A 21,814-nucleotide genomic window follows, 5' to 3' on the forward strand; every position below is an offset into this window, starting at 1 on the left:
TCACTTTTCTTGCTCTTTTAACCAAGCTATTTCTTGTTTCCAAAGATCCGGATCGACAGTTTCGAGGATGAGAGGAATTTCATCGATTCGCGAGTCTTGCATGATAAATTTAAATGCCGTTTCGCCGATGGTTCCTTTGCCTAAGCTATCATGACGGTCAACATGGCTTGCCAACTCACTTTTAGCATCGTTTAAGTGCATACCTCGTAAGTATTTAAAGCCAACAATTTTTTCAAACTCATCAAAAGTCTCTTTGCAGGCTTTTTCAGTACGTAAGTCATAACCGGCAGCAAACGCATGACAGGTATCAATACAGACACCAACACGACTTTTATCTTCTATTTTATCGATGATTTGTGCAAGATGTTCAAATTTATAACCGAGATTAGACCCTTGCCCTGCGGTGTTTTCTATCACTGCGACAACATTTTTAGTTTTATCTAAAGTGATATTTATCGATTCGGAAATACGCGCCAAACACTCATCCACCGAAATTTTTTGTAGGTGACTACCAGGATGAAAGTTGAGTAAAGTTAACCCTAGCTGTTCACAGCGTTGCATTTCGTCTAAAAAAGCTGTTCGGGATTTATCGAGTTGCTCACTATCAGGGCTACCTAAATTGATAAGGTAACTATCATGCGGTAGGATTTGTTTACTAGTAAATCCATATCGTTCACAGCGTTTTTTGAAACTATCAATCACTGCTGATTCAAGCGGTTTTGCATGCCACTGGCGTTGATTTTTAGTAAATAAAGCAAAAGCCGTTGCACCAATTTGATAAGCATTAATTGGAGCATTATCGACACCACCAGAAGCACTCACATGAGCACCAATATATTTCATAATTTTTTCCTAGTTTGAGCCACTGTTTCGTTGAAGTTGGTCACGTAAATTAGGTGGAACACCTTTAATCACAAGTGAGTCAGTTTGCGGGTCCCATTTGATTCGTTCACCTAATAGATCAGAATCAAAGCTTAAGGTTAATCCACCTCCGCTACCAGAGAATTTTTTAAGTTGGCGTAGTGCACTACGATCAACGGGGAAAGTGTCCTCTAGATCATATTCATTATTTTTGACAAATTCCATAAAATTATTCTCGTCAGTCGTTGGCAATTCGTTAGCAAGATTTTTCAGTTCAATCTCTTCACCTGCTTGTAATTGCGCTTGGCAATAATTATAAACATTTTCACGGGCATTATTCTTGTTGTCAAATTGCATTTCTTGGCAATAGTCATCAACCGCTTTAACAAGTGTTTTATTTTGCGCTTTAGCATCTAATCCTTCACTCGCACCTAAATAATCCATAAAGAAGTCTGAAACCTTACGCCCTACTCGTCCTTTTAGGAAAGTTAGGTAACGTTTTGAGTCAGGATCCGTTTCCCATTCGGTTATATCTATGCGAGCAATGATATCGGCATGGTCAATATCTAAATACTGGGTTTCTGATATATTGAGTTGTTCGTTGACTAACATACTTAAACAGCTATTTAATACAGCAATAATAAGGTACTCAACAGCTAGATATCGATAATGGCAAAAAATAACGGTGCCACCTTCAGCAAATGGATATTTGGCCAGTTCATTACGTAATTGTTTGGTAGATTCTTGACTAAAATTAAGGAAGTCTTGATTACCTAAACGTAATTCTTTAAGCGACTGTTCAAAGAGGCTTTCACTATTAAATAGTCCATAAGCTTTACTTTTGTTGTTATAAACGCGGTTTATATCTTCAATCAAGTTGGTTACCGCTTGTTCATTGTTCAGTAATGAGTCACGAAGTTGTAATTCGATTTCCGTATCGCTTTTTCTTATTAATTTATGTAAAACAACGTTTTCTATTTGTACACTCATGAAAATTCCTAATACGCTAGACGATTTGATAATCGACTATTTTATCAAAGCACTAAAAAAGTGCTATCATCAATTTTTATCTCTGTTAAACTAGTTATGATTATTCAAGTCAATTTTATACTTTTACGTATATTCTAAAATTCTTAGCAACTTTAACTTTTTTTCAATGTGAATAAAAATGACAAACTCACGCGATATTTATGATGATTTTAAACATAAAAAAATTAGCCTAATATTTTGGCAATATGCGCTACCATCAATTATTGGGACAACAGTAAATACGCTTTACAATATTATTGATGGAATTTTTATTGGTCATTGGATCGGTCGCGAAGCGTTAAGTGGCGCTGGTATTATTTTGCCTGTGATGAATCTTGCTGCCGGCATTGGTATGTTGGTCGGTATTGGTTCGGCAAGCCGTATTTCGATATTTTTAGGTCGTGGCGAGATAGATAAAGCCGAAAGAGTAGCAGGCACATCGTTTATGTTAACTGCCGTGCTTAGCGGTATTACTTTAGCATTATTACTTTATTTTATTGATCCGGTTTTACACTTTATCGGTTCAAGCCCCACTAATCATATTTATGCACGGGAATTTTTAGAGGTATTTTTACCGGGTAGTATTTTTATCACACTAACATTTAATTACAACAACATGATGCGCGCCAGTGGTTATCCTTTCAAAGCCATGGTAACGATGTTTATCAGTGTGATTGCTAATATTATTCTCGCACCAATTTTCATTATTGCTTTAGGTTGGGGAATGCGCGGTGCAGCGTTTGCAACTACACTATCGATGTTTATTAGCTTTTTGTTTGTAATGCAACACTTTATTAGCAAAAACAGCAACATTAAATTATATCGTCGCAACTTTAAGCTCGATTTTACTTATGTTAAATCTATTTTATCGATTGGTATGTCACCGTTTGCTATGCAGGTGGCTGCGTCGGTTGTTGTGGTATTTATCAACTGGCAGTTAACCCATTATGCACCAATATCACATGTTTCAAGTGATGATGCAATTGCCGGCTATTCTAACGCTAACCGATTAATTACACTAATTATTATGATTGTTATTGGCATAAATCAAGGTATGCAACCGATTATTGGTTATAACTACGGTTCCAAAAATTATGCTCGGGTTAAGGAAACGTTTATTTATGCGGTTAAAATTGCCACCGTCATTACTAGCGTTGGTTTTGTACTAGGTTGTTTTATTCCTGATGTGCTGGTTAGAGCATTTAGTTCTGATGTTGATTTAGTAGCAATATCTGCAATTGCACTACGTTATACTACATTTTCTTTTGCGTTTGTCGGGTTCCAAATGGTAACTACCAGTTTCTTCCAATGTATTGGTATGGCAAAAGTTTCTATTTTGTTAAGCCTTTCAAGACAAATTTTAATCTTGTTACCAACACTTTATATTCTTCCATTATTCTTTGATTTAGATGGCGTTTGGGCTGCCTCTCCAACAGCGGATCTGTTATCGACTGGCACGGCTTATGTCGTACTTCATTGCTATTTTAGATCAATCAAAAATAGAGATTGTTCACCAAAACTCAATCAGTAGATCTTTTTGCAAATGGGATAAAATAGGAAATAATAATATGGTTATAAACAATAAAAGCATCCAATAAAAGTAAAATACCAGTTAAAAAATTACTATTTCCTAATAAGATAATTGTTTTATGTCAATATAAAGATACACTTACCTATAAAAAGCAGTACATTTAGTACTGCTGCTTATTTAGGAAGTTATTTTAAAATTTATTAGAATGAATAATTAATGCCTAGTTGTCCTCCTATATGTGAATATTTATCAGAACCAAATCTGGTATCTAATTGAGCATAACCACTAAGTGAATTTGTGAAATTACCGTTCACACCCACTTTAACCTCAGCAAAGTTTTTGCCTAAATTTGATTCAACATTTTTACCTTTTACTTTAGCTTCAGGTGCTGAAGAGTCATAAAGCCAGTTTGCTTCAATAAATGGTAATACACCAAATCCTGATTTAGTGCTTTGGCCATAGTAACGAGCACCTAAGCGTAATTGGGCACCATCAGCATTGATGTCATCCACATCACCTGCGCGACCGAAAGTGAATTTATCGCTGTTTAACCAGGTATATCCAACTTGAGCATGAGGTTCAAGTAACCAATTTCTTTCATCTCCTTCAAGCATAACCATTCCGTAACCTACTTCAGCAGATAAACTTACCGCATCTCCATCGTATTTACTTGAATAGTTTCTTATGTTTGATAAATGAACTGATGTTTTGTGTTTGAACCAACTGTATTGTGCCCAAGTATCAACAAAAAGACCTTCGCCATTGGTTTGTGCATTCCAATTACCGTATACGCCTAAGTTATACCCTGTAACACTACCGTCACCTTTACGGCGAGAATGTTTTTGTTTAGTATCGATTGTACTGTGACCGTATCCGCCATAAACCCCAGCTTTGAATTGGTCTAAACTTAATACATCAACACCCATTTCGATCATTGAGGTTTTCATGTCTAATGACTGTTTGCCATTAAACAAATCGGTTTTGGTTCGGTCATAGTTATAACGCATCCAAACATTTGAATCTGGAACATAAATCGAAGTATCTCGATCGTGGGCACTATGACGGAACATATTTAATGCAGCTAGCTGATTACCAAATATAGAAGCAACGACTGGAGAATTAGTTACACTTGATAAAACATTGGTATATTCAATAGTTAATTTACCATCTTTATCTCGTCCAATGGTGTAATCAAATTCACTGTCAGCTTTTTCGACTACATTCCATTTACCGCCATCTGTACCACCAACCTCAATAATATTAATAGTTCCTTTATTAGCTTTACCATTACCAATTTCATTTATATCGATGTTAGTTGTACCAGTGACATTACCAGTGACAACCATTTTATCTGTCTTACCATTTTCGGTATCCATATAAATATTTAGTTTACCGTTATCTCCGTGGTAATCGCCATTGACTGTTAGTGTGGTATCAGGTGAGTTTTTACCTAAGTCAATAGTACCCCCATTAATAACACTTCCAATGGTTTGGTTATGATCATTTAAATTAAGTGAACCATCTTTACCAATATTGTAATCAGAGTTAGGACTAAAGACATTTTCACCTTTTGCAGTCCATGACCCGCCAGTTATATTAGTTTTTCCTTCATAAGAGTGATGCCCACTAATTAAGTTATCACCAGAAGTTACATTCACATCACCTTTTCCAGCTATATCCCATGTTATATCGTAATCGGTGTTAGTATGATTAATATTTAATTTACCACCATCGTTTAATCCAACTTTTGATGTATCAATAGTACCGGCTTTTTCAGCTGCTTTTCCAGCTTCTCCACCGATATTGACGACACCATTCTTATCAATTGTTATACCTAAATCTTCACCTGATTGGTCACCTTTTTGAGTTTTAACCACAGCATCATTTGAAACGGTTAAACTTGAAGAATGATTACCGCCTTGATTAACAACAAGTTCAGTCATAACATTCAATTTAGAATCTTTACCGTCAACTAATACTTTACCATTTCTGATTGCTAACTTGTTGTATAGACCCCAGTCACCATCAGAAACATTCATGGCTCCGCCATTAGTTATATTGATTTCACCATAGCCAGTTTTATCCGCAGAAAGCGCTCCAACTCTCATACCACCTGTATTAAAAGCTGAACCTTTTCCACTAATATTAATAATACCCTTGCCGTTTTCATGACCAACAAATGTACCTCTAGTAGAATTGATAACACCGCCATCTAATACGTTAACCACTGCGTTACCATTAGAAGCAATACTCATATCTTGTGATTTAACTTGATTTAACTCACTACCTTTACCGGTTACAGTTAGATTTACATTTGAATTAACACCAGAAGCCACGCGCAGAACCGCCCAACCAGCATTAGTAAAAGTACCACCATTGGTAATAAGAACATTCGCGTTACCTTCAGCACCAAAATAAGGATCGCCAAAAGTATTAATTAGATGACCGTTATCAAGTGTTAATTGGCCAGTGCTTCCATCAACATGTCCCACCATGATTCGGCCCATTGATAACTTACCATTATCACTGATTGTTAAATGTCCATTTTGACCAATAAAATATTCATCTTTAGTGTCTTGGCCACTCGCTATTGTTCCTGTGTTATCTCCTTTGATAGTTTGATTTGTATCTATATTAACTCGAACCGCAGATGCATTACCTGCCATTAATACAGATAAAGCACTGGCTACAGTAGCGCTAATTAATATTGATTTCGTTTTTTTCCCTCTTCCCTTGGCTAGTTCTGAAACCGCCAAGCTTATTCCTTTACTATTTTTTAAGACTTTGTAAATTTTGTTCATTTGTTAATTTTCCTTAATTTTACAACATTAAACATCGCTAATAGTTAATTAGCGATGTCTCAAACATTATTGATCGAAATAAACGATCAATCAATATTCAATTATTCGAAAATTTCTATTAAAAATAATAAAAATTAATTGTAAATAGGAAAACTTATTGTTAAATTTATATTAACATTATGAAAATTATGAATTTTTATTTATGGTAATTTTTGTTAAGAATTTAGAATAATAATGATCATTTATTAATTTTTTGTTAATTTAATATGCAAATATTACGAAAAGATCATTGATAAATGATCCTTACTAACATTCAAACAAGTCTATGCTCGAAGATCATCATTAATGACTTATGGGTTAGTTTGAGGGAAAAAAGATGATCAATGACGATCAATCAGGATCAATCACGATCCATCAAGAAATCATTAGTAGAATCCCAATTTTTATCATCAAAAGGATTTCAGTAACCTTTTATTTTACTCAATAAAAAAGGGACTTGAGTCCCTTTTTAGTTTATCTAATTTATCGAGTTTAGATTTCTTTTTCAAATAATGCATCGGTTTTGTTATCGATATAGGCATCTTGGACTATAAATCCATCACTAACACCTTTTAATTCATACTCTTTTTTGTCTTTTTTCAACAATTTCTTCTCTATGGTAAGAATGCTTTTCTGACGACATTTTGGGCATTGGCAATATTGATATTCTAATACATCGATATTTCCTGCTGATTGATCGACTTGGTTAAGTATTCCTTTTGTATCAGTATAAAAAGTTGTTTGCGATAATGCATCGGCATAACTACCAGTTAAATTAGCAGAAAGTTTAGTTTCTAGGCTTTGGTTACTTGATGAGAAGAATTGATATTTTTTGTACCATGCTTGGCAATCTTCACAATAATAATCGTCAATATGAAATGAAACGATTAATGGATAGAAGAAAACAAGCAACTCAATTAAATAAACAACACCCAACATTAAACCAGAAATGTGACTTGTATTCGATTTTCTGGTGATGGATATTTCACGGTTTGGAAGAATATCATCAAACATGATGTCAACGACAGTGAATGGTGAAAAAAATAGTTTAATATAATCTGTAAAATCACCCGAAAAAAGGCCTACTTCAAATCCACATACACTTGAGTAGTAAGCAAATAAACAGATAAAGAATGCCATAAAAAAATTAACCATGGTATTTCTTACTTTTGCTGCTTTTGCAAGAAATGAAGCAAGATAGGCTAACCCTAATCCCATTACAACGACTAAACCAATATCAATTATAACAAACGGAGAATAATAAGAGATGATTGAATAGATAATACCCAAAGCAATTGCGACTATAATACCTATTATAGTAAAGATAATGGTTAAAAGCGGATTAAATTTTTGTGATAACTGATAATGACTAACTGTAGAGCTCATTGTTTTATTCCTTATTATTCCTTAAAAATTATAATACTAATAAAAAAACTTCTAGCTATGTTTAAATGATAATTGTCAATTTTTGTTATTTTTTCCAATAACTAGGACTGAGTTATTAATTTGACTGGTGCATTTTAAACATGCTCTATGAAAAGTAAAGTTTATTAGACTAGATAAAAGTAAAGATTTTTATTTTAATAATCCAAATAAGTGAAAGGGAGTATAAAAAGGTAAATTAGCTAATGCGTTAGCATCATTCTCAGAATAACTAATGTATCTAGTTAGATGAATTTTTATTCAGGCCTGAAGAAATAACCATAACTAAGCAGACAAAAATCAGCAGCATCCCAATCCAATTAATTAAAGATAATGTTTCACCAACAATTGATATAGCTAAAATTGTGGATACAACAGGCTCTAGAAGCGTGATAGTGATAGCTATACTGGCAGATACTCTTGATAATCCATAACCATAAAACAGGTAACCCAAAAACATCGGAATAAAGGCCATATAAAAACCAACCATAATATTATTCCATGATGTCAAAAAATTTGAACCAGTAATAACCATTACAGGAATCAGTAGTAATCCTCCGCAACCAAAAGTCGCACCCATTGCTGCTTTATTACTAATTTCTTTTAACATTAATTGCCGTGCTGACCATGAATAAAGCGCATAAGTAAAACCAGCAACTAATCCTAATAAAACTCCCCAACTAACATGATTATTTTGAAATGTCTCATTATCAGAAAAAGACAACATAATCATGCCAATAATTCCTAATAAAGCGCCAATAGCCCACTGTCTCGTAAATTGAAAATCACGACTTAAATATTCAATGATAGCTGACAAAATTGGGGCTGAACCTATCGAAACGGCTGTCCCGATACTAACTCCTGATAACCGCATTGAAGAATAAAAAGCTAAAGGATAGATAGCAACCGCTATAGCACCAACGACTAAAAGAGGATAATGCAATCTTAATAACGAACGTGCTTGGATAATGTTAGATATTGCTAAACCACATTGCAATATTCCACCGATACCCATAGCAAAAGCGCCAATAAATAAAGGGGATAAAGATGGGGAAAACGTTGCTGCTGTACCCGTTGTCCCCCATAATAAAGAAGCGGAGATAATAGCTAATATGCCATAATACTTGCTCATTAAATTACTCGATATTTTGTACTTGCTCTCGAATCTGCTCAATCAATACTTTAAGTTCAATCGCACTTGCAGTTACATCCGCATTAATTGATTTTGAAGCGATGGTATTTGATTCACGATTAAATTCTTGCATCATAAAATCAAGTCGGCGCCCTACTGCTTCGTTTTTCTTTAAGATTGCATAAGTTTCTTTGACATGAGTCATTAACCGATCTAACTCTTCAGCCACATCAATTTTTTGTGCAACCATCACAATTTCTTGTTCAAGACGTGAGCTATCAAGTTCAATATTGGCTTCGTCTAGTTTACTTTTTAAACGCTCTTTCTGCCAATCTAAGATTTGTGGCATCCAATCTCGAATTTTATTAACTTCGACAATTATTGCGTCTAAGCGTTGAGTAATTAATTCGCTTAAGGCTTTACCTTCACGTTCACGAACAGTGATAAATTCATCGATTGTCTTTTCAAGTAAAGCTAAAATTTCTTGCGAAATCGCATCTAAATTTTGTTCTTTACTCGACATCACACCCGGCCAACGTAAAACATCAAGCGGATTGATTGGACCGGTTTGGTATTCACGTTTAATCCAATCACCTGCATTTAATATCTGTTTAGCCAGCTCAATATTTAATGATAACTCTTGGTTCTGAGCAGCGGGATCAAGTTCGAAGCGTAAGTTACATTCAATCTTTCCGCGAGTTAATCGAGCACGAAGACGCTCACGAACGATCGGCTCAAGTGAGCGAAACTGTTCTGGTAAACGAATATAGGTTTCTAAGTAGCGTTGATTGACCGAACGCAACTCCCAAGACGCATTACCCCATGATTGGTTCAACTCTTTTCTCGCATACGCGGTCATACTAGAAATCATAATAGGTTCCTAAATTTATAAAAACTTAGTGTGCATTGTATCACAAATTCTGTATAATGTGCCCTTAGCTTAGGCTAAACATCGACGCTTTCTTGTTGATGTCCCCCTAAAAAATTTAATTCGAAGATAAAATAAACTGCTGGAGAATTGCATGCGCCCGTCTGGTCGATCTGCGGAACAAGTCCGCCCAATCAAAATAACCCGTCATTATACTAAGCATGCAGAAGGTTCTGTATTAGTCGAATTTGGTGAAACCAAAGTACTTTGTAATGCAACAATTGATGAATCTGTACCCCGCTTTTTAAAAGGTCAAAATCAAGGTTGGATCACTGCTGAATATGGCATGTTACCTCGCGCAACAAATTCAAGAACACAACGAGAAGCTGCAAAAGGCAAACAAACTGGCCGAACAATGGAAATCCAACGCCTAATTGCCCGTTCACTGCGCGCGATGGTTGACCTTGAATTATTAGGTGAATACACCATTACCTTAGATTGTGACGTTATTCAAGCCGATGGTGGCACAAGAACAGCATCGATTACCGGAGCTTGTGTTGCACTCGTTGATGCAATAAACACATTAATTTCTAATGGCAAAATCAAAGAAAATCCAATTAAATCTTTAGTGGCTGCCGTATCGGTAGGCATTGTAAACGGTGAAGCGCTATGCGACTTAGAATACATTGAAGATTCTAATGCCGAAACCGATATGAATGTCGTTATGACAGATGATGGTCGTATCATAGAAGTTCAAGGCACTGCCGAAGGTGAACCATTTAGTCATGAAGAATTATTAGCCTTATTAGAACTAGCAAAAAATGGCATAAAAACTATTACAGAAGCACAAAAACAAGCTTTAAAAGATTAATTGGAGAGGATCGATGAAATCATATAAAAGTGAATTTATAGAATTTGCTTTAGATAGGCAAGCATTAAAATTTGGCGAGTTTACTTTAAAATCAGGTCGAAAAAGCCCTTACTTTTTTAATGCAGGACTATTTAATACCGGTAAAGATTTAGCGTTATTAGGTCGTTTTTATGCCGCTGCATTAATCGATGCAGATTTACAATATGATGTTATCTTTGGTCCAGCCTACAAAGGCATTCCAATCGTTTCATCAACAGTGGTTGCCCTATCTGAACACCACAATGTTGATGTTCCTTACTGCTTTAACCGAAAGGAAGCGAAAGACCATGGCGAAGGTGGTAATCTAGTAGGTAGTTCAATATATCAACAACGCGTTATGTTAGTTGATGATGTAATTACCGCTGGTACAGCAATTCGTGAATCAATGCGAATTTTGGAAGACAATCAATCTAAACTTGCTGGCGTATTGATTTGCTTAGATCGTCAAGAAAAAGGCCGAGGTGATTTATCTGCTATTCAAGAAATCAAACAGACTTATCATTGTGATGTAATTTCAATTATTACTTTAGATGATTTGATCCAATACCTCTACCAAGATCCATCACGCAAAGACCAAGTCACCCAAGTCGAAGCCTATCGTGCTGAATATGGAATAAAATAATAAAGCGTCGTAAGACGCTTTTTTATATTCATAAAGTTTTACAATTTTTTTACAACTTTCCAATTAGATTAATTATAATCATCTTATCTTTCTACATTGAACCTACTTTACTAGCCCATTTCACTAGACTGAATAAAGGAAATAAAATGAAAAAAACCTTATTATTAATCCTATTAATGAATATGAGTACCATCTTTCCATCTTACGCCCAAAATAATGCGTTAAACGTTAGCAATAATTATTTAGAACTACAGCAATTAAAATATGGAAAGAACCTTATCCCTGTTGGAGAAATCACCTCCAAAATTACTGATAACATTATATTAAAACCCGATACAGTTGAATTTTATGTAACCTTAGAAACAGAGGGTGAAACACCAACGGAAGCTTCTAATCTTAATGTCGAAACAATGAAGAAGTTAAAAACTTATTTAAATACACTTAATATTACCGACGATAATTTAGTTACCACCGACTACAAAAACAGTGTTAGAACTATTACGAAACCAGATAGTAAAAACAATACCACTTATGCAGCTATTCTTAATGTTGTATTAACGATTGATAATAATGATAGCTTCATCAATCTTAATAAAATACTTGATAAATATGGTATAAACAACATTTATCAGATTGACGATAAAAATTTGACTAACTACTATGAATTCTCCATTGCTACAACCAGTAATAGAGAAAGTAGAGCAAAGGATGATCTGTACAAAGACTTTAACAATATCGCTAACGAATTAAAAAAGATAGGCTTAACGAACGTATCAATTAAAAAATATATGGTACGCGAAATGGAGGCTAAAGAAATTGAAGAAAAACACTATTTCGTCAATAACACACTAAAAATAAAAATAAATAAATTAGATCTTATTGGTAAAATTATTGCTAAAGCGCAAGAATTAAAGATGCAAGTCAACAATAACATCTCTTATAGTGTTTCACCTGAAGCAATTCAAGCTGCGCTAAACGAGCATGAAACCCTTTTACTAAACAAATTGAGCGCTAAAGTTGAACGATTACTGGATAAACAGTATGTACTAGGCGCACCAATTACACTTTCACTTGACTCAAGAGATTTTGATACATCATATTCATCATTTAACAACGCCAAAAGTCAAAAACGTTATCTAGGTATGGATAGAAGTGTTGATGATGCTATGGATGTAGATATCAATACCCCACCAGAATATGAAGTCACATTAACTTTATCAGGTACATTCGAAACACTTAAAAAAGTTGAACAAAAGTAGTAGCTGTTAAATTGATAAAATTTCATTTAGTTAGTAATTTATTTTATTAACTAAATGAAATACCTTCGACTATTTTGAATGACTTTGTACATAGAATTTTGCATTGTCGTAATGATAAATAATTCTTGAAAAATCGAAAGGTTCGCCTGCTGTAGTATAAAAAATCTCTTCAACACATAAAGCGGGATCGCCAGGTTTTAATCCTAAATAAGGGGCGATCTCCTCATCTAATTTTATTGCTTTGAAATATTTATCAGAAAAACCAATATTGATTTTACAAATATCTTTAACGTAACTAAAAATTGAGTTTTCGGCAATTTCTCGATTAAGGTAAGAGATGATCTTTTTACGATAATAAGATTGCTCAAAACCATAAACCTTCCCTTCAACCAAACGTAATCGTTTTATATAATAGACTTCTTCACCGTCTTCACACTGTAAGTTCTCTTTCACTTTGGCATTAGGCTGAATAACGTCAACATTAAATACTTGTGAAGCGCCGGGTAAATCATTTAGGTCAACACTAAAACCGTGACTCTCTAAAAAATTCAGATAACCCCGTTTTTTGGGTTGCCTAACAAAAATACCACTGCCTTGAATTTGATAGATCACACCGTGCCTTTCAAGGCGATTAAGTGCTTTGATAATGGTGGTACGACTAACTTGATATTGTTGAATTAACCCTTCGATATTAGGCAATTGTGTATCTTTAGGCAGATTTTGTTGATAAATCGACTGTTGTATTTTCTTTGCCACATCTTGGTATTTTAACATTAATCGTTCTTTGATATTGGTATAAATGACTGACATTCTATACTTATCGTTAATTAAATAAATCAAAATTGCTTGAAAACGGGATCTAGATCACAAACAATAAAATTGGTCATTAACAATTTTCAATTTAAGGATAATATATGCTCTCTTACCTGTTAAAAGGAGCTTAATTGATGTCATCTAAAATTAGAGATTATAATAAATTAGCAGTTGATATATTAAATGAGTTAGGCGGCGAAAATAATATTGTTTCTGTCGCGCGTTGTGCAACTCGTTTGCGTGTCGTTACTCAAACCACCCCAGCAGAAGCGAAAGAGAAAATCGCCAGCTTACCAGGTGTTATCACCGTAGTTGAAAAAGGTGGACAAATTCAAGTCGTTATCGGCACCAATGTTGACAAAGTCTATAATGCATTTACTCAATTAATGAGTGGAAACAATAAAATTGATGTAAATAGCAAAAGTAGTATGTTAAATCGTATTATCGCAACAATGTCAGCTGTTTTTGCCCCCTTCGTTTATGTTTTAGCTAGTGCGGGGATATTACAAGGGATCTTAATTTTAATTAAGCTTGCCTATCCAGAATTTGAACAAACTGGCACTTGCCAAGTATTTAGCTTTATCTCATGGGCGCCATTTACCTTTTTACCTATCTTTATTGCCATTACTGCATCGCAACATTTCCGTTGCAACATCTATATCGCAGTAGCATGTTGTGCAGCGCTACTATCACCAACATGGGCAGAAATTGCAGCATCAATAAAAAATGGGGGAACTTTTGATCTATTTGGTTTACCACTATCGGAAACCACCTATATGTCAACCGTATTACCACCACTATTTTTAGTCTGGTTACTCTCTTATCTAGAACGTTTCTTAGAACCTCGCTTACACAGCATTATTAAGCCACTCGTTATGCCTTTAATCTGCTTGGTCATTATGGTTCCATTAACCTTATTAGTAATTGGACCAATTACAGCGGGTGCAGCGCACTACCTTGCAAGCGGATACAACTGGATTGTAAACCTTGCGCCTTGGGTAGCGGGTGCAATTATCGGGGCATTTTGGCAAGTTCTGGTTATATTTGGTGTGCATTGGGGTATTACACCAGTTATTATCGAAAACATTAACCAATATGGTAAAGACTCTTTCCAAGCCTATCAAACTATCGCGGTAATTGGACAAGTCGGTGCAGCCTTAGGATTCTACCTCAAAACTCGCTCTAAAGAGATGAAAGGTGTATCAATCTCAGCATTTATCACGGGTCTATTTGGTATCACAGAACCGGCTATTTATGGAGTTAACTTACGCTTTAAAACACCATTTATTTATGGCTGTATATGTGCTGCAATTGGTGGGATGGTCGCTGGTATCTTTACGCCTTACTACTACACCTATGCAGCATTACCTGGACCACTAACTATTGTTAATGCAATTAATCCAGAACATTATGGTTCAATCATCGGCGTAGCACTTGGTTCAGCAATAGCGCTCTTTGGCCCCGTTATTTTGATGCAAATTTTTGGTACTAATGAAAAAGCACAAAGTGAAGAAAAAATTGAAAACGACACCCCAAAAGTCGTTCTTGATAAAATCAACGTTACCAGCCCAATGATTGGTAAAGCATTACCTCTAAGCGAAGTGCCAGATCCCGCTTTTGCACAAAAATTAATGGGTGAAGGTATTGCTATCGAACCAACAGATAATCATGTTTACGCACCATTTGATGGCGTAGTTAGTGCGGTATTTGAAAGTTCAAAACATGCTATCGGCGTAGTCCTAGATAATGGCGTAGAATTATTAATTCATGTTGGAATAGATACTGTTAATTTAACTAATAACGAATTTAGTTATCACATCAGTATGGGTCAACAAGTTAAAAAAGGTGATTTGCTAATCAGCTTTGATCCACAAGCGGTCAAACAAGCGGGTTATCCACTAATAACACCAATTATTATTGTTAATACAGATCAATACCAATTGATCACATTAACTGAAAATAAAGACGTAAATCTTGACGATATCATATTCGAAATTAAGCAATAACAAGGAATCAAAAATGACTAAAAAACCATTTTTATGGGGCGGTGCATTAGCCGCTCACCAATTCGAAGGCGGCTGGAATGAAGGGGGCAAAGGACCAAGCGTGGTTGATGTCATGACCGCTGGCGCACATGGTGTTGCAAGACAAATCACTCAAGATATCGAAGCAGGCAAATTTTACCCAAATCATACAGCAATTGATTTCTATCATCATTATAAAGAAGACATCAAATTATTTGCTGAACTTGGACTAAAATGCCTTCGTACTTCAATTGCTTGGACTCGAATTTTCCCTAAAGGCGATGAGCTAGAGCCAAATGAAGCCGGCCTACAATTTTATGATGACGTATTTGATGAACTCATTGCAAATGGCATTGAACCGGTTATTACCCTTTCACATTTTGAAATTCCATTACACATTGCTCGCCAATATGGTGGTTTTCGCAATCGTAAAACTGTAGAGTTTTTTGAACGTTTTGCTATAAGTTGTTTTGAACGTTATAAAAACAAAGTTAAATATTGGATGACTTTTAACGAAATCAACAACCAAATGGACACCAGTAACCCAATCTTCTTCTGGACCAACTCAGGTGTACAAGTTAAACCAGGTGAAAATCCACAAGAAGTGCTTTACCAAGTTGCGCATTACGAATTATTAGCCAGTGCTAAAGCGGTTATTGCTGGTAAAAAAATCAACCCTAACTTTGAAATTGGTTGTATGATTTCTCACGTGCCAATTTACCCATACTCATGTAACCCTGAAGACATGATGGCATCAGAAATTGCTATGCATCAACGCTTCTTCTTCCCTGATGTACATGTTCGTGGATATTATCCATCATACGCATTAAAAGAGTTTGAACGCGAAGGCTACAAACTTGATATTACAGAAGAAGACTTAGCTTGTTTAAAACAAGGTACGGTTGATTACATCGGCTTTAGTTACTACATGTCAACGGTCGTAAAAGCGGATGTTAAAAACGACAACCGTGACAACATCGTCAATGGTGCATTACCAAATGCAGTTGAAAATCCATACATTAAAAGCAGTGACTGGGGTTGGCCGATCGACCCAGAAGGATTACGTTACACACTTAATCGCTTATACGATCGTTATCAACTACCACTATTTATTGTTGAAAATGGTTTTGGCGCGATTGATGAACTTGAGCACGACAACCAAATTCACGATAAACCACGAATCGAATACCTCGGCGCGCATATTAAAGCGATGCAAAAAGCGATGGATTACGACGGTGTTGATGTGATTGGTTATACCGCTTGGGGGATTATCGACGTCGTTTCATTCACCACTGGCGAAATGAAAAAACGTTATGGCGTAATTTATGTTGATCGTGACAACGAAGGTAACGGTAGCATGAAACGCTATAAAAAAGAGTCATTCGAATGGTATAAAAATGTGATTAAGACTAATGGTCAAAGCTTAAAATAATCATCTAATGATATAAAGGATCTGATTTGCGAATTAAAATCAGATCCTTTAACCCATCTCATCTAATCAAAACATCATCAATCAAAACTTAAAAATAAGTTGCTTTTCAACTTGTGGATCAATCAACGTCACATGAAAACCAATTAACCTAACACCCCGATCATTGCGCCTTTCTAGCCAAACTTTATGAGCTTGTTCAATCAAATCAGCTTTATCCAACTTAGACCAAACATGCTCTTGAGTTGTAAGCTGAAAATCATCAAACTTAAATTTCACACCTTGGCGAGCAATAGAGAGATCGGAGCGAACTTTGCTTAAACGCTTCTCCAACTCCTCAAATAGCGGATCAAATTGCGCTAAACACTCATCCCAACTGTGAATATCATCAACCAACGTGCGCTCTACCCCAACTGACTTGCGTTGCCTATCATTACAGACTTCGCGTTCATCAATCCCTTGGCAACGTTCATATAAAATACGTCCAAACTTACCAAACTGATTAAGTAACTTAGTCAAATCATAATTAACCACATCTTTACAGGTATAAAGCCCCAACTCTGCTAGCTTCTTCTCGGTCACTTTACCCACACCGGGGATCTTCTTCAGTGGAAGTTGCTCAATAAATCCCTCAACCTGATCGGGTGTAATCACATATTGCCCATTTGGCTTATTCATATCGGAGGCGATTTTAGCTAAAAACTTAAGTGGAGCCACACCTGCTGACGCGGTTAATTCAAGCTCGTTATAGATTGCTTGTCGAATATCTTGGGCGATTAACGTAGCAGAACCATGACAGAGCTTACAATCCGTCACATCCAAATAAGCCTCATCAAGCGAAAGCGTCTCAATGGCTTGAGTATAACGCTTAAATATTTGATGGATTTGATTGGAAACCTCTTTATAGACGGCATGACGACCAGGAATGACCTTAATATTAGGGCACAGCTTAATTGCCTGTGCCATTGACATCGCACTATGCACACCATATTGACGAGCAATATAATTCGCAGTTGCCACCACACCACGCTTACGTGGATCGCCACCTACGGCGATCGGCACATTGCGATAACGTGGATTATCTCGCATTTCGACAGCTGCATAAAAACAATCCATATCGACATGAATAATTTTTCGCATAATGAAGGTATTAGTATATAGAAAATAACTGTATAAATATACAATACCATACCTTTACTTTATCTGTAAATCACTATTTAGCGAGCTGATCGAAATCTGTTAACCCCTCCTTACCATGAGGATCACCAATCCATCGAGTTGGCTGTGCAAATTTTTCATTCACAATACTTTTTTCGGGTTGATAATCATCGAAGCTTAACCCAGCCAAATCAGACCAAGTATGAATCAAATCCTGAGTACTAAATTTTCGACTCACATAAGACTCAAAATGATTATTAGGATGACTCACTAACCACTTAGGCGATTGCCAAAGCATAAAAGGAACCGTATACATAGCTTTAGTTGGCGCCTTCTCATTACGCCCTAAAACATCATGCGGAGCCGTTTGATAAACTTCCTCACCATGATCGGAAAAATACAAAATAAAACCATTTGGATCACTATTCTTAAATAGCTTAAACAGCTCAGTAGTAACAAAATCATTAAACGCGACCGCATTATCATAACTGTTATAAACTTTTAACTTATCGTTATCCAAATCAAAATTTACGCCAGTCTTATCTTTAAAACGCTGATACTCCTCACCTTCCGGATAGCGCAGCTCATATTTCATATGCGTACCGAGCAGATGAATAACAATAAATTTCTTTTCAGCAGGATCATTTAGCACATTCTTAAACGGCTCAAAAACCGACGAATCATATTGTCTGGAACTCTGGTTACGATCATTATTCATATAAAACTGCTCATCAGCTTGCTTAGAGAACATCGTCAACATCGTATTGCGCTTAGTCATCGTTTGTTGATTGGTAATCCAAAAAGTCTTATAGCCGGCCTGTTTCATCAAATGAATTAAAGATGGCTTAGAAAGATATAAATCAGGATGTTGCTCATCGGCCAAAGTTAGCGCTTGTTGCAAAATCTCAATCGTATAAGGTCTTGATGAAACAACATCATTAAAAGCAAGAAAATCAGGGTTATCTTTTTTAAATTGCTCGATTAACGGCGTCGTATCACGATCATAACCATAAATGCCCATACGGCTACGAGTCGTTGACTCACCAATCACCAGCACTAACGTTCTTGGAGTATTTCCATTGGCATCAGTTAAATTTTCGAATTTAGGCAAGGTTTCGAGATGATTCAAGATTTTGTCCATATTAGAAAGCTGAGAACGATAAGCAATATAACTACTGAGCAATTGCCATGGAACCGTCGTTTCCATCCGACTTAACAGATGCTGGGTAGCGCGCTCAAACGAGGTCTTCTTAATCGCCACACTAATAAACAAAGGCATCAACGCATAAACCACAATGATTATCGACACTAACCATTTAGTCATATTTTTTACATAAACCGGTTTAACCTTAAACCACAAAAACACCCCAACCAAAATATAAATCAACAGCACGGCGACGAGTTTAATACTAAGGTACTGGGAAATAAATTCATGTGACTCATTATAATTCGACTCTGCCATCACAAAAAAAACGCTCTGCGAAAACTCCTGTCGATATATCGTAAAATAACCAATAGAAATCAGCGACAACCCACCGACAATAATGCCATAAATGGTTGCATATTTTTTGGTAAAATGAGGAAAAAATAGGACTGGAATCAACCAAATCATACTATAAATGATCGAATCGCGAAGCCCAATAAAATTAGCATGACCTGACAGCGCAATATAAAGTTGCAAAGCACAAGAAAAGTAACAGAAATACAAAATCGCATAAACCAACGAACGCCAACTAAAATTCCTATCCAACTTTTGCCTCATTAATCACAAATAGAAGTGTCACTAAACTAACAAAAACAGATTAACAAAACCTTAAGAAGCAATGAATAAAGGTTAATTTTTGATTTTTAATAAAAAATAAGGTTAAAAACCCCACTCCTCAACTTTTTTTCGATAAGTTACCTTTAAGTTAAAACCCAATAATTGCTGAACCACATATAATGATTGATTATAAAGCTTTAAAAAATTACCTTCGGCAATAAACTGAACCGGACTTTTACTTAACGCTATTTTATCTTCAATATTCATTTTATATTACTCCTTTAATATCAATATTTTTAACCACCACCTCGGTGCCCAGCATTTTTGTCGCTTAGCCACAAAATCGCTTTTTTTATGGCTAACGACGTTGACTCGTTGAGTCAGCTTACTTTTAATGACTTCACACTATTTCTTTATCACCCCCACCCCCGGACTAAGGATTAAGAACGAAGAAATAAGAACTAAGGATAGGCACAAAGCATGTAGATGTGGTTGGTGTTGGGGTAAATCCAAGACACTTCACCTTCGGATGAGTGCACGACAAACTGGGCGCTACCAGCCGGGGCACTAGCCAGATCACTAGTCCAGTACATTTGGCTGTCGAAGTCAGTGCCAGAGTATCCTCCCATAGAACCCCACTCAGTGAAAAAGCCTGAATCAATTCTACGTTGGTAATGATTATCAGGTGAGGAAGGGGCGGCGCCGACTGAACCCCTACAGGATAAATCGTTATAGGAGCCTGGCGGACAAGATGCATTGGTTAAATCCTTTACGCGAGGTACTCGATAACCAATACTATTACACCAAGATAAAGTACGAGGATAAGTGGTACTAGACACATTAAGACGGTTGACGAACCACCGCTTCAAAGTAAAACCATATTTAACAACAGGAGTACGATTATTATCACGACCGACCAACTCGAATGTCTGAGGCAAAGATGGAGTAGAAATACGACCAGCATAAGGACCAGTTAAAGTAACGCGTACGCTTGTAGCAGTAGGATTAGACATTGTGACTGTGATACCACCCCGAGAAACTCGAGACCAAGACAATGGCTGACTAACACCACTAATAAGTAAATCAAAGTACAGTTTGTTAGCGCCAGTTGTAGGAAAGTTTTGACCGTAAAGTGATGGGTCTGTTTTTTGAGTGAGAAAACCATTAGCAGGGTCCCACATCCAAGAAGGACCAGCTTCATGACCCCTACCATAGTACATATTCGGTCTTGCAAAACAAACCACCGGCTCAGCCTTAGGATTGACGTAATAAGTCACATTACTTTCACTAAAATCACTACGATTAGGAAAACCGTAACGAGAGGATAATGTACCGTTAGTACTGGATAACGTAACCTTATAAGGTGCCTTACAAATTGTTGGAACGGTACTACGTGATACTGCTTGATTGTATTTATCAACGATAGATAAACTTAAAGAACCTGTAGCTGTAACGTTAGCATCACCATCATCATCCCCCCAATAATTATAAGGCGGACCGATAAGAGAACTCAAAGTGACTGAATTAGTATCAGTAGGAACCAACATACGGATATCAGCAAAACTCTGACCTGCAACCGGCAAGACGATAGGTCTTGAAGAAGATGAAGTATTGGTTGAAGGCGTGTACTTAGTTCCGTCAGACAACGTAATCCTAAGCAGACCGTTTGTATTAACAACACGAGTACGACCACCATCGAAAGTCAAATACGGTGCACTACCCTGTATCGCATTCTTAGTTGTCTGTGAAGTTAATGCGTGGCCCGAAAAAGGAAGGAAAAACGCCACGAAAAAAACAATCTGCCGGGATAATTTAGAAAAATCGAAGGTGCGAAAAGAGGATCCGCTAAACGATCGAGAAAAGGATCGCGGAAGCGATTGCGCGAAAATTCGCAGAATTTCACTTGATTGCGTGGAAAAATAAGTTTCAGTGAAAAAATTAAACTGGGCGCTAGACTTAGACGAATTTAAAAGATAGGTTGGCCAGGTTGCCTGTTGCCTGTTGCCTGTTGAAAATTATAATGCATTTTAGACTACCTTGTCGAGTAATTTTTTGATTTATTTACAATTTTATACTTTTATATCAAATTTTAGCCTTGTAGCTAAAACCGTGTAAAAAGTATAGTGATTGGAAAAACACGATGCAACACTTTTT

General features: G+C 36.2%; 17 protein-coding genes. 6 read left to right on the forward strand and 11 right to left on the reverse strand.

The features are described 5' to 3' along the window. Both nfo and yejK read right to left on the reverse strand, forming a co-directional pair. Complete coding sequence (gene nfo / locus J3U18_RS00435; RefSeq protein ID WP_065561737.1) at positions 1–843, reverse strand: deoxyribonuclease IV; 843 nt, start codon at positions 841–843, stop codon at positions 1–3. Positions 844–852: 9 nt separating this feature from the next. Then, positions 853–1,851 carry a nucleoid-associated protein YejK gene (gene yejK / locus J3U18_RS00440; RefSeq protein ID WP_267352643.1) on the reverse strand — a complete coding sequence of 333 codons (999 nt, stop codon included), beginning with the start codon at positions 1,849–1,851 and terminating at the stop codon, positions 853–855. Between the two features lie 178 nt (positions 1,852–2,029). Between yejK and J3U18_RS00445 the strand changes: the two genes are divergently transcribed. Then, entirely contained in the window at positions 2,030–3,421 is a 1,392-nt protein-coding gene (locus tag J3U18_RS00445) for an MATE family efflux transporter (protein WP_267352644.1), read from the forward strand. Positions 3,422–3,621: 200 nt separating this feature from the next. On the opposite strand, the gene J3U18_RS00450 is transcribed toward J3U18_RS00445, so the two are convergent. From J3U18_RS00450 to J3U18_RS00465, 4 genes are all read right to left on the reverse strand, one after another. Further along, positions 3,622–6,222, reverse strand: a complete 2,601-nt coding sequence (locus tag J3U18_RS00450) for an autotransporter outer membrane beta-barrel domain-containing protein (RefSeq protein WP_065561740.1) — start codon at positions 6,220–6,222, stop codon at positions 3,622–3,624. A 531-nt stretch (positions 6,223–6,753) separates the two neighbouring features. Beyond that, complete coding sequence (locus J3U18_RS00455) at positions 6,754–7,647, reverse strand: hypothetical protein (protein WP_065561741.1); 894 nt, start codon at positions 7,645–7,647, stop codon at positions 6,754–6,756. A gap of 277 nt (positions 7,648–7,924) precedes the next feature. Continuing rightward, entirely contained in the window at positions 7,925–8,815 is an 891-nt protein-coding gene (locus tag J3U18_RS00460; RefSeq protein ID WP_065561742.1) for a DMT family transporter, read from the reverse strand. A gap of 4 nt (positions 8,816–8,819) precedes the next feature. Next, entirely contained in the window at positions 8,820–9,686 is an 867-nt protein-coding gene (locus J3U18_RS00465; protein ID WP_267352645.1) for a YicC/YloC family endoribonuclease, read from the reverse strand. Between the two features lie 151 nt (positions 9,687–9,837). Here J3U18_RS00465 and rph point away from each other — a divergent pair, with 151 nt between their 5' ends. From rph to J3U18_RS00480, 3 genes are all read left to right on the forward strand, one after another. Continuing rightward, positions 9,838–10,554, forward strand: a complete 717-nt coding sequence (rph, locus tag J3U18_RS00470) for a ribonuclease PH (RefSeq protein ID WP_267352646.1) — start codon at positions 9,838–9,840, stop codon at positions 10,552–10,554. Positions 10,555–10,567: 13 nt separating this feature from the next. Further along, positions 10,568–11,215 (forward strand): orotate phosphoribosyltransferase, encoded by a 648-nt coding sequence (gene pyrE, locus J3U18_RS00475; RefSeq protein ID WP_065561745.1) that lies wholly within the window; start codon positions 10,568–10,570, stop codon positions 11,213–11,215. Between the two features lie 146 nt (positions 11,216–11,361). Further along, positions 11,362–12,474, forward strand: a complete 1,113-nt coding sequence (locus tag J3U18_RS00480) for an SIMPL domain-containing protein (protein ID WP_267352647.1) — start codon at positions 11,362–11,364, stop codon at positions 12,472–12,474. A gap of 69 nt (positions 12,475–12,543) precedes the next feature. Here J3U18_RS00480 and J3U18_RS00485 read toward each other — a convergent pair whose 3' ends face one another. Next, positions 12,544–13,284, reverse strand: coding sequence for a GntR family transcriptional regulator (locus J3U18_RS00485; RefSeq protein WP_267352648.1), 741 nt, complete (start codon positions 13,282–13,284; stop codon positions 12,544–12,546). A 137-nt stretch (positions 13,285–13,421) separates the two neighbouring features. Here J3U18_RS00485 and J3U18_RS00490 point away from each other — a divergent pair, with 137 nt between their 5' ends. Next, positions 13,422–15,293, forward strand: a complete 1,872-nt coding sequence (locus tag J3U18_RS00490) for a glucose PTS transporter subunit IIA (RefSeq protein WP_267352649.1) — start codon at positions 13,422–13,424, stop codon at positions 15,291–15,293. A gap of 13 nt (positions 15,294–15,306) precedes the next feature. After that, entirely contained in the window at positions 15,307–16,743 is a 1,437-nt protein-coding gene (locus J3U18_RS00495) for a 6-phospho-beta-glucosidase (RefSeq protein ID WP_220224873.1), read from the forward strand. A gap of 81 nt (positions 16,744–16,824) precedes the next feature. On the opposite strand, the gene dinB is transcribed toward J3U18_RS00495, so the two are convergent. The 4 genes from dinB to J3U18_RS00515 form a co-directional block, all read right to left on the reverse strand. Further along, complete coding sequence (gene dinB / locus J3U18_RS00500; RefSeq protein WP_065734535.1) at positions 16,825–17,880, reverse strand: DNA polymerase IV; 1,056 nt, start codon at positions 17,878–17,880, stop codon at positions 16,825–16,827. 73 nt (positions 17,881–17,953) lie between these two features. Further along, positions 17,954–19,648, reverse strand: a complete 1,695-nt coding sequence (gene cptA / locus J3U18_RS00505; RefSeq protein ID WP_267352650.1) for a phosphoethanolamine transferase CptA — start codon at positions 19,646–19,648, stop codon at positions 17,954–17,956. 114 nt (positions 19,649–19,762) lie between these two features. Next, positions 19,763–19,927: a hypothetical protein gene (locus J3U18_RS00510; protein ID WP_176701498.1), complete on the reverse strand. Its 165-nt coding sequence runs from the start codon at positions 19,925–19,927 to the stop codon at positions 19,763–19,765. Between the two features lie 194 nt (positions 19,928–20,121). After that, the gene (locus J3U18_RS00515) at positions 20,122–21,447 is read right to left on the reverse strand and encodes a hypothetical protein (protein ID WP_141673887.1); all 1,326 of its coding nucleotides are present in this window, start codon (positions 21,445–21,447) and stop codon (positions 20,122–20,124) included. Positions 21,448–21,814: the final 367 nt, after the last annotated feature.

It is taken from the genome of Gilliamella sp. B3482, assembly GCF_026536805.1.
Taxonomy (GTDB): Bacteria; Pseudomonadota; Gammaproteobacteria; order Enterobacterales; family Orbaceae; genus Gilliamella; species Gilliamella apicola_E.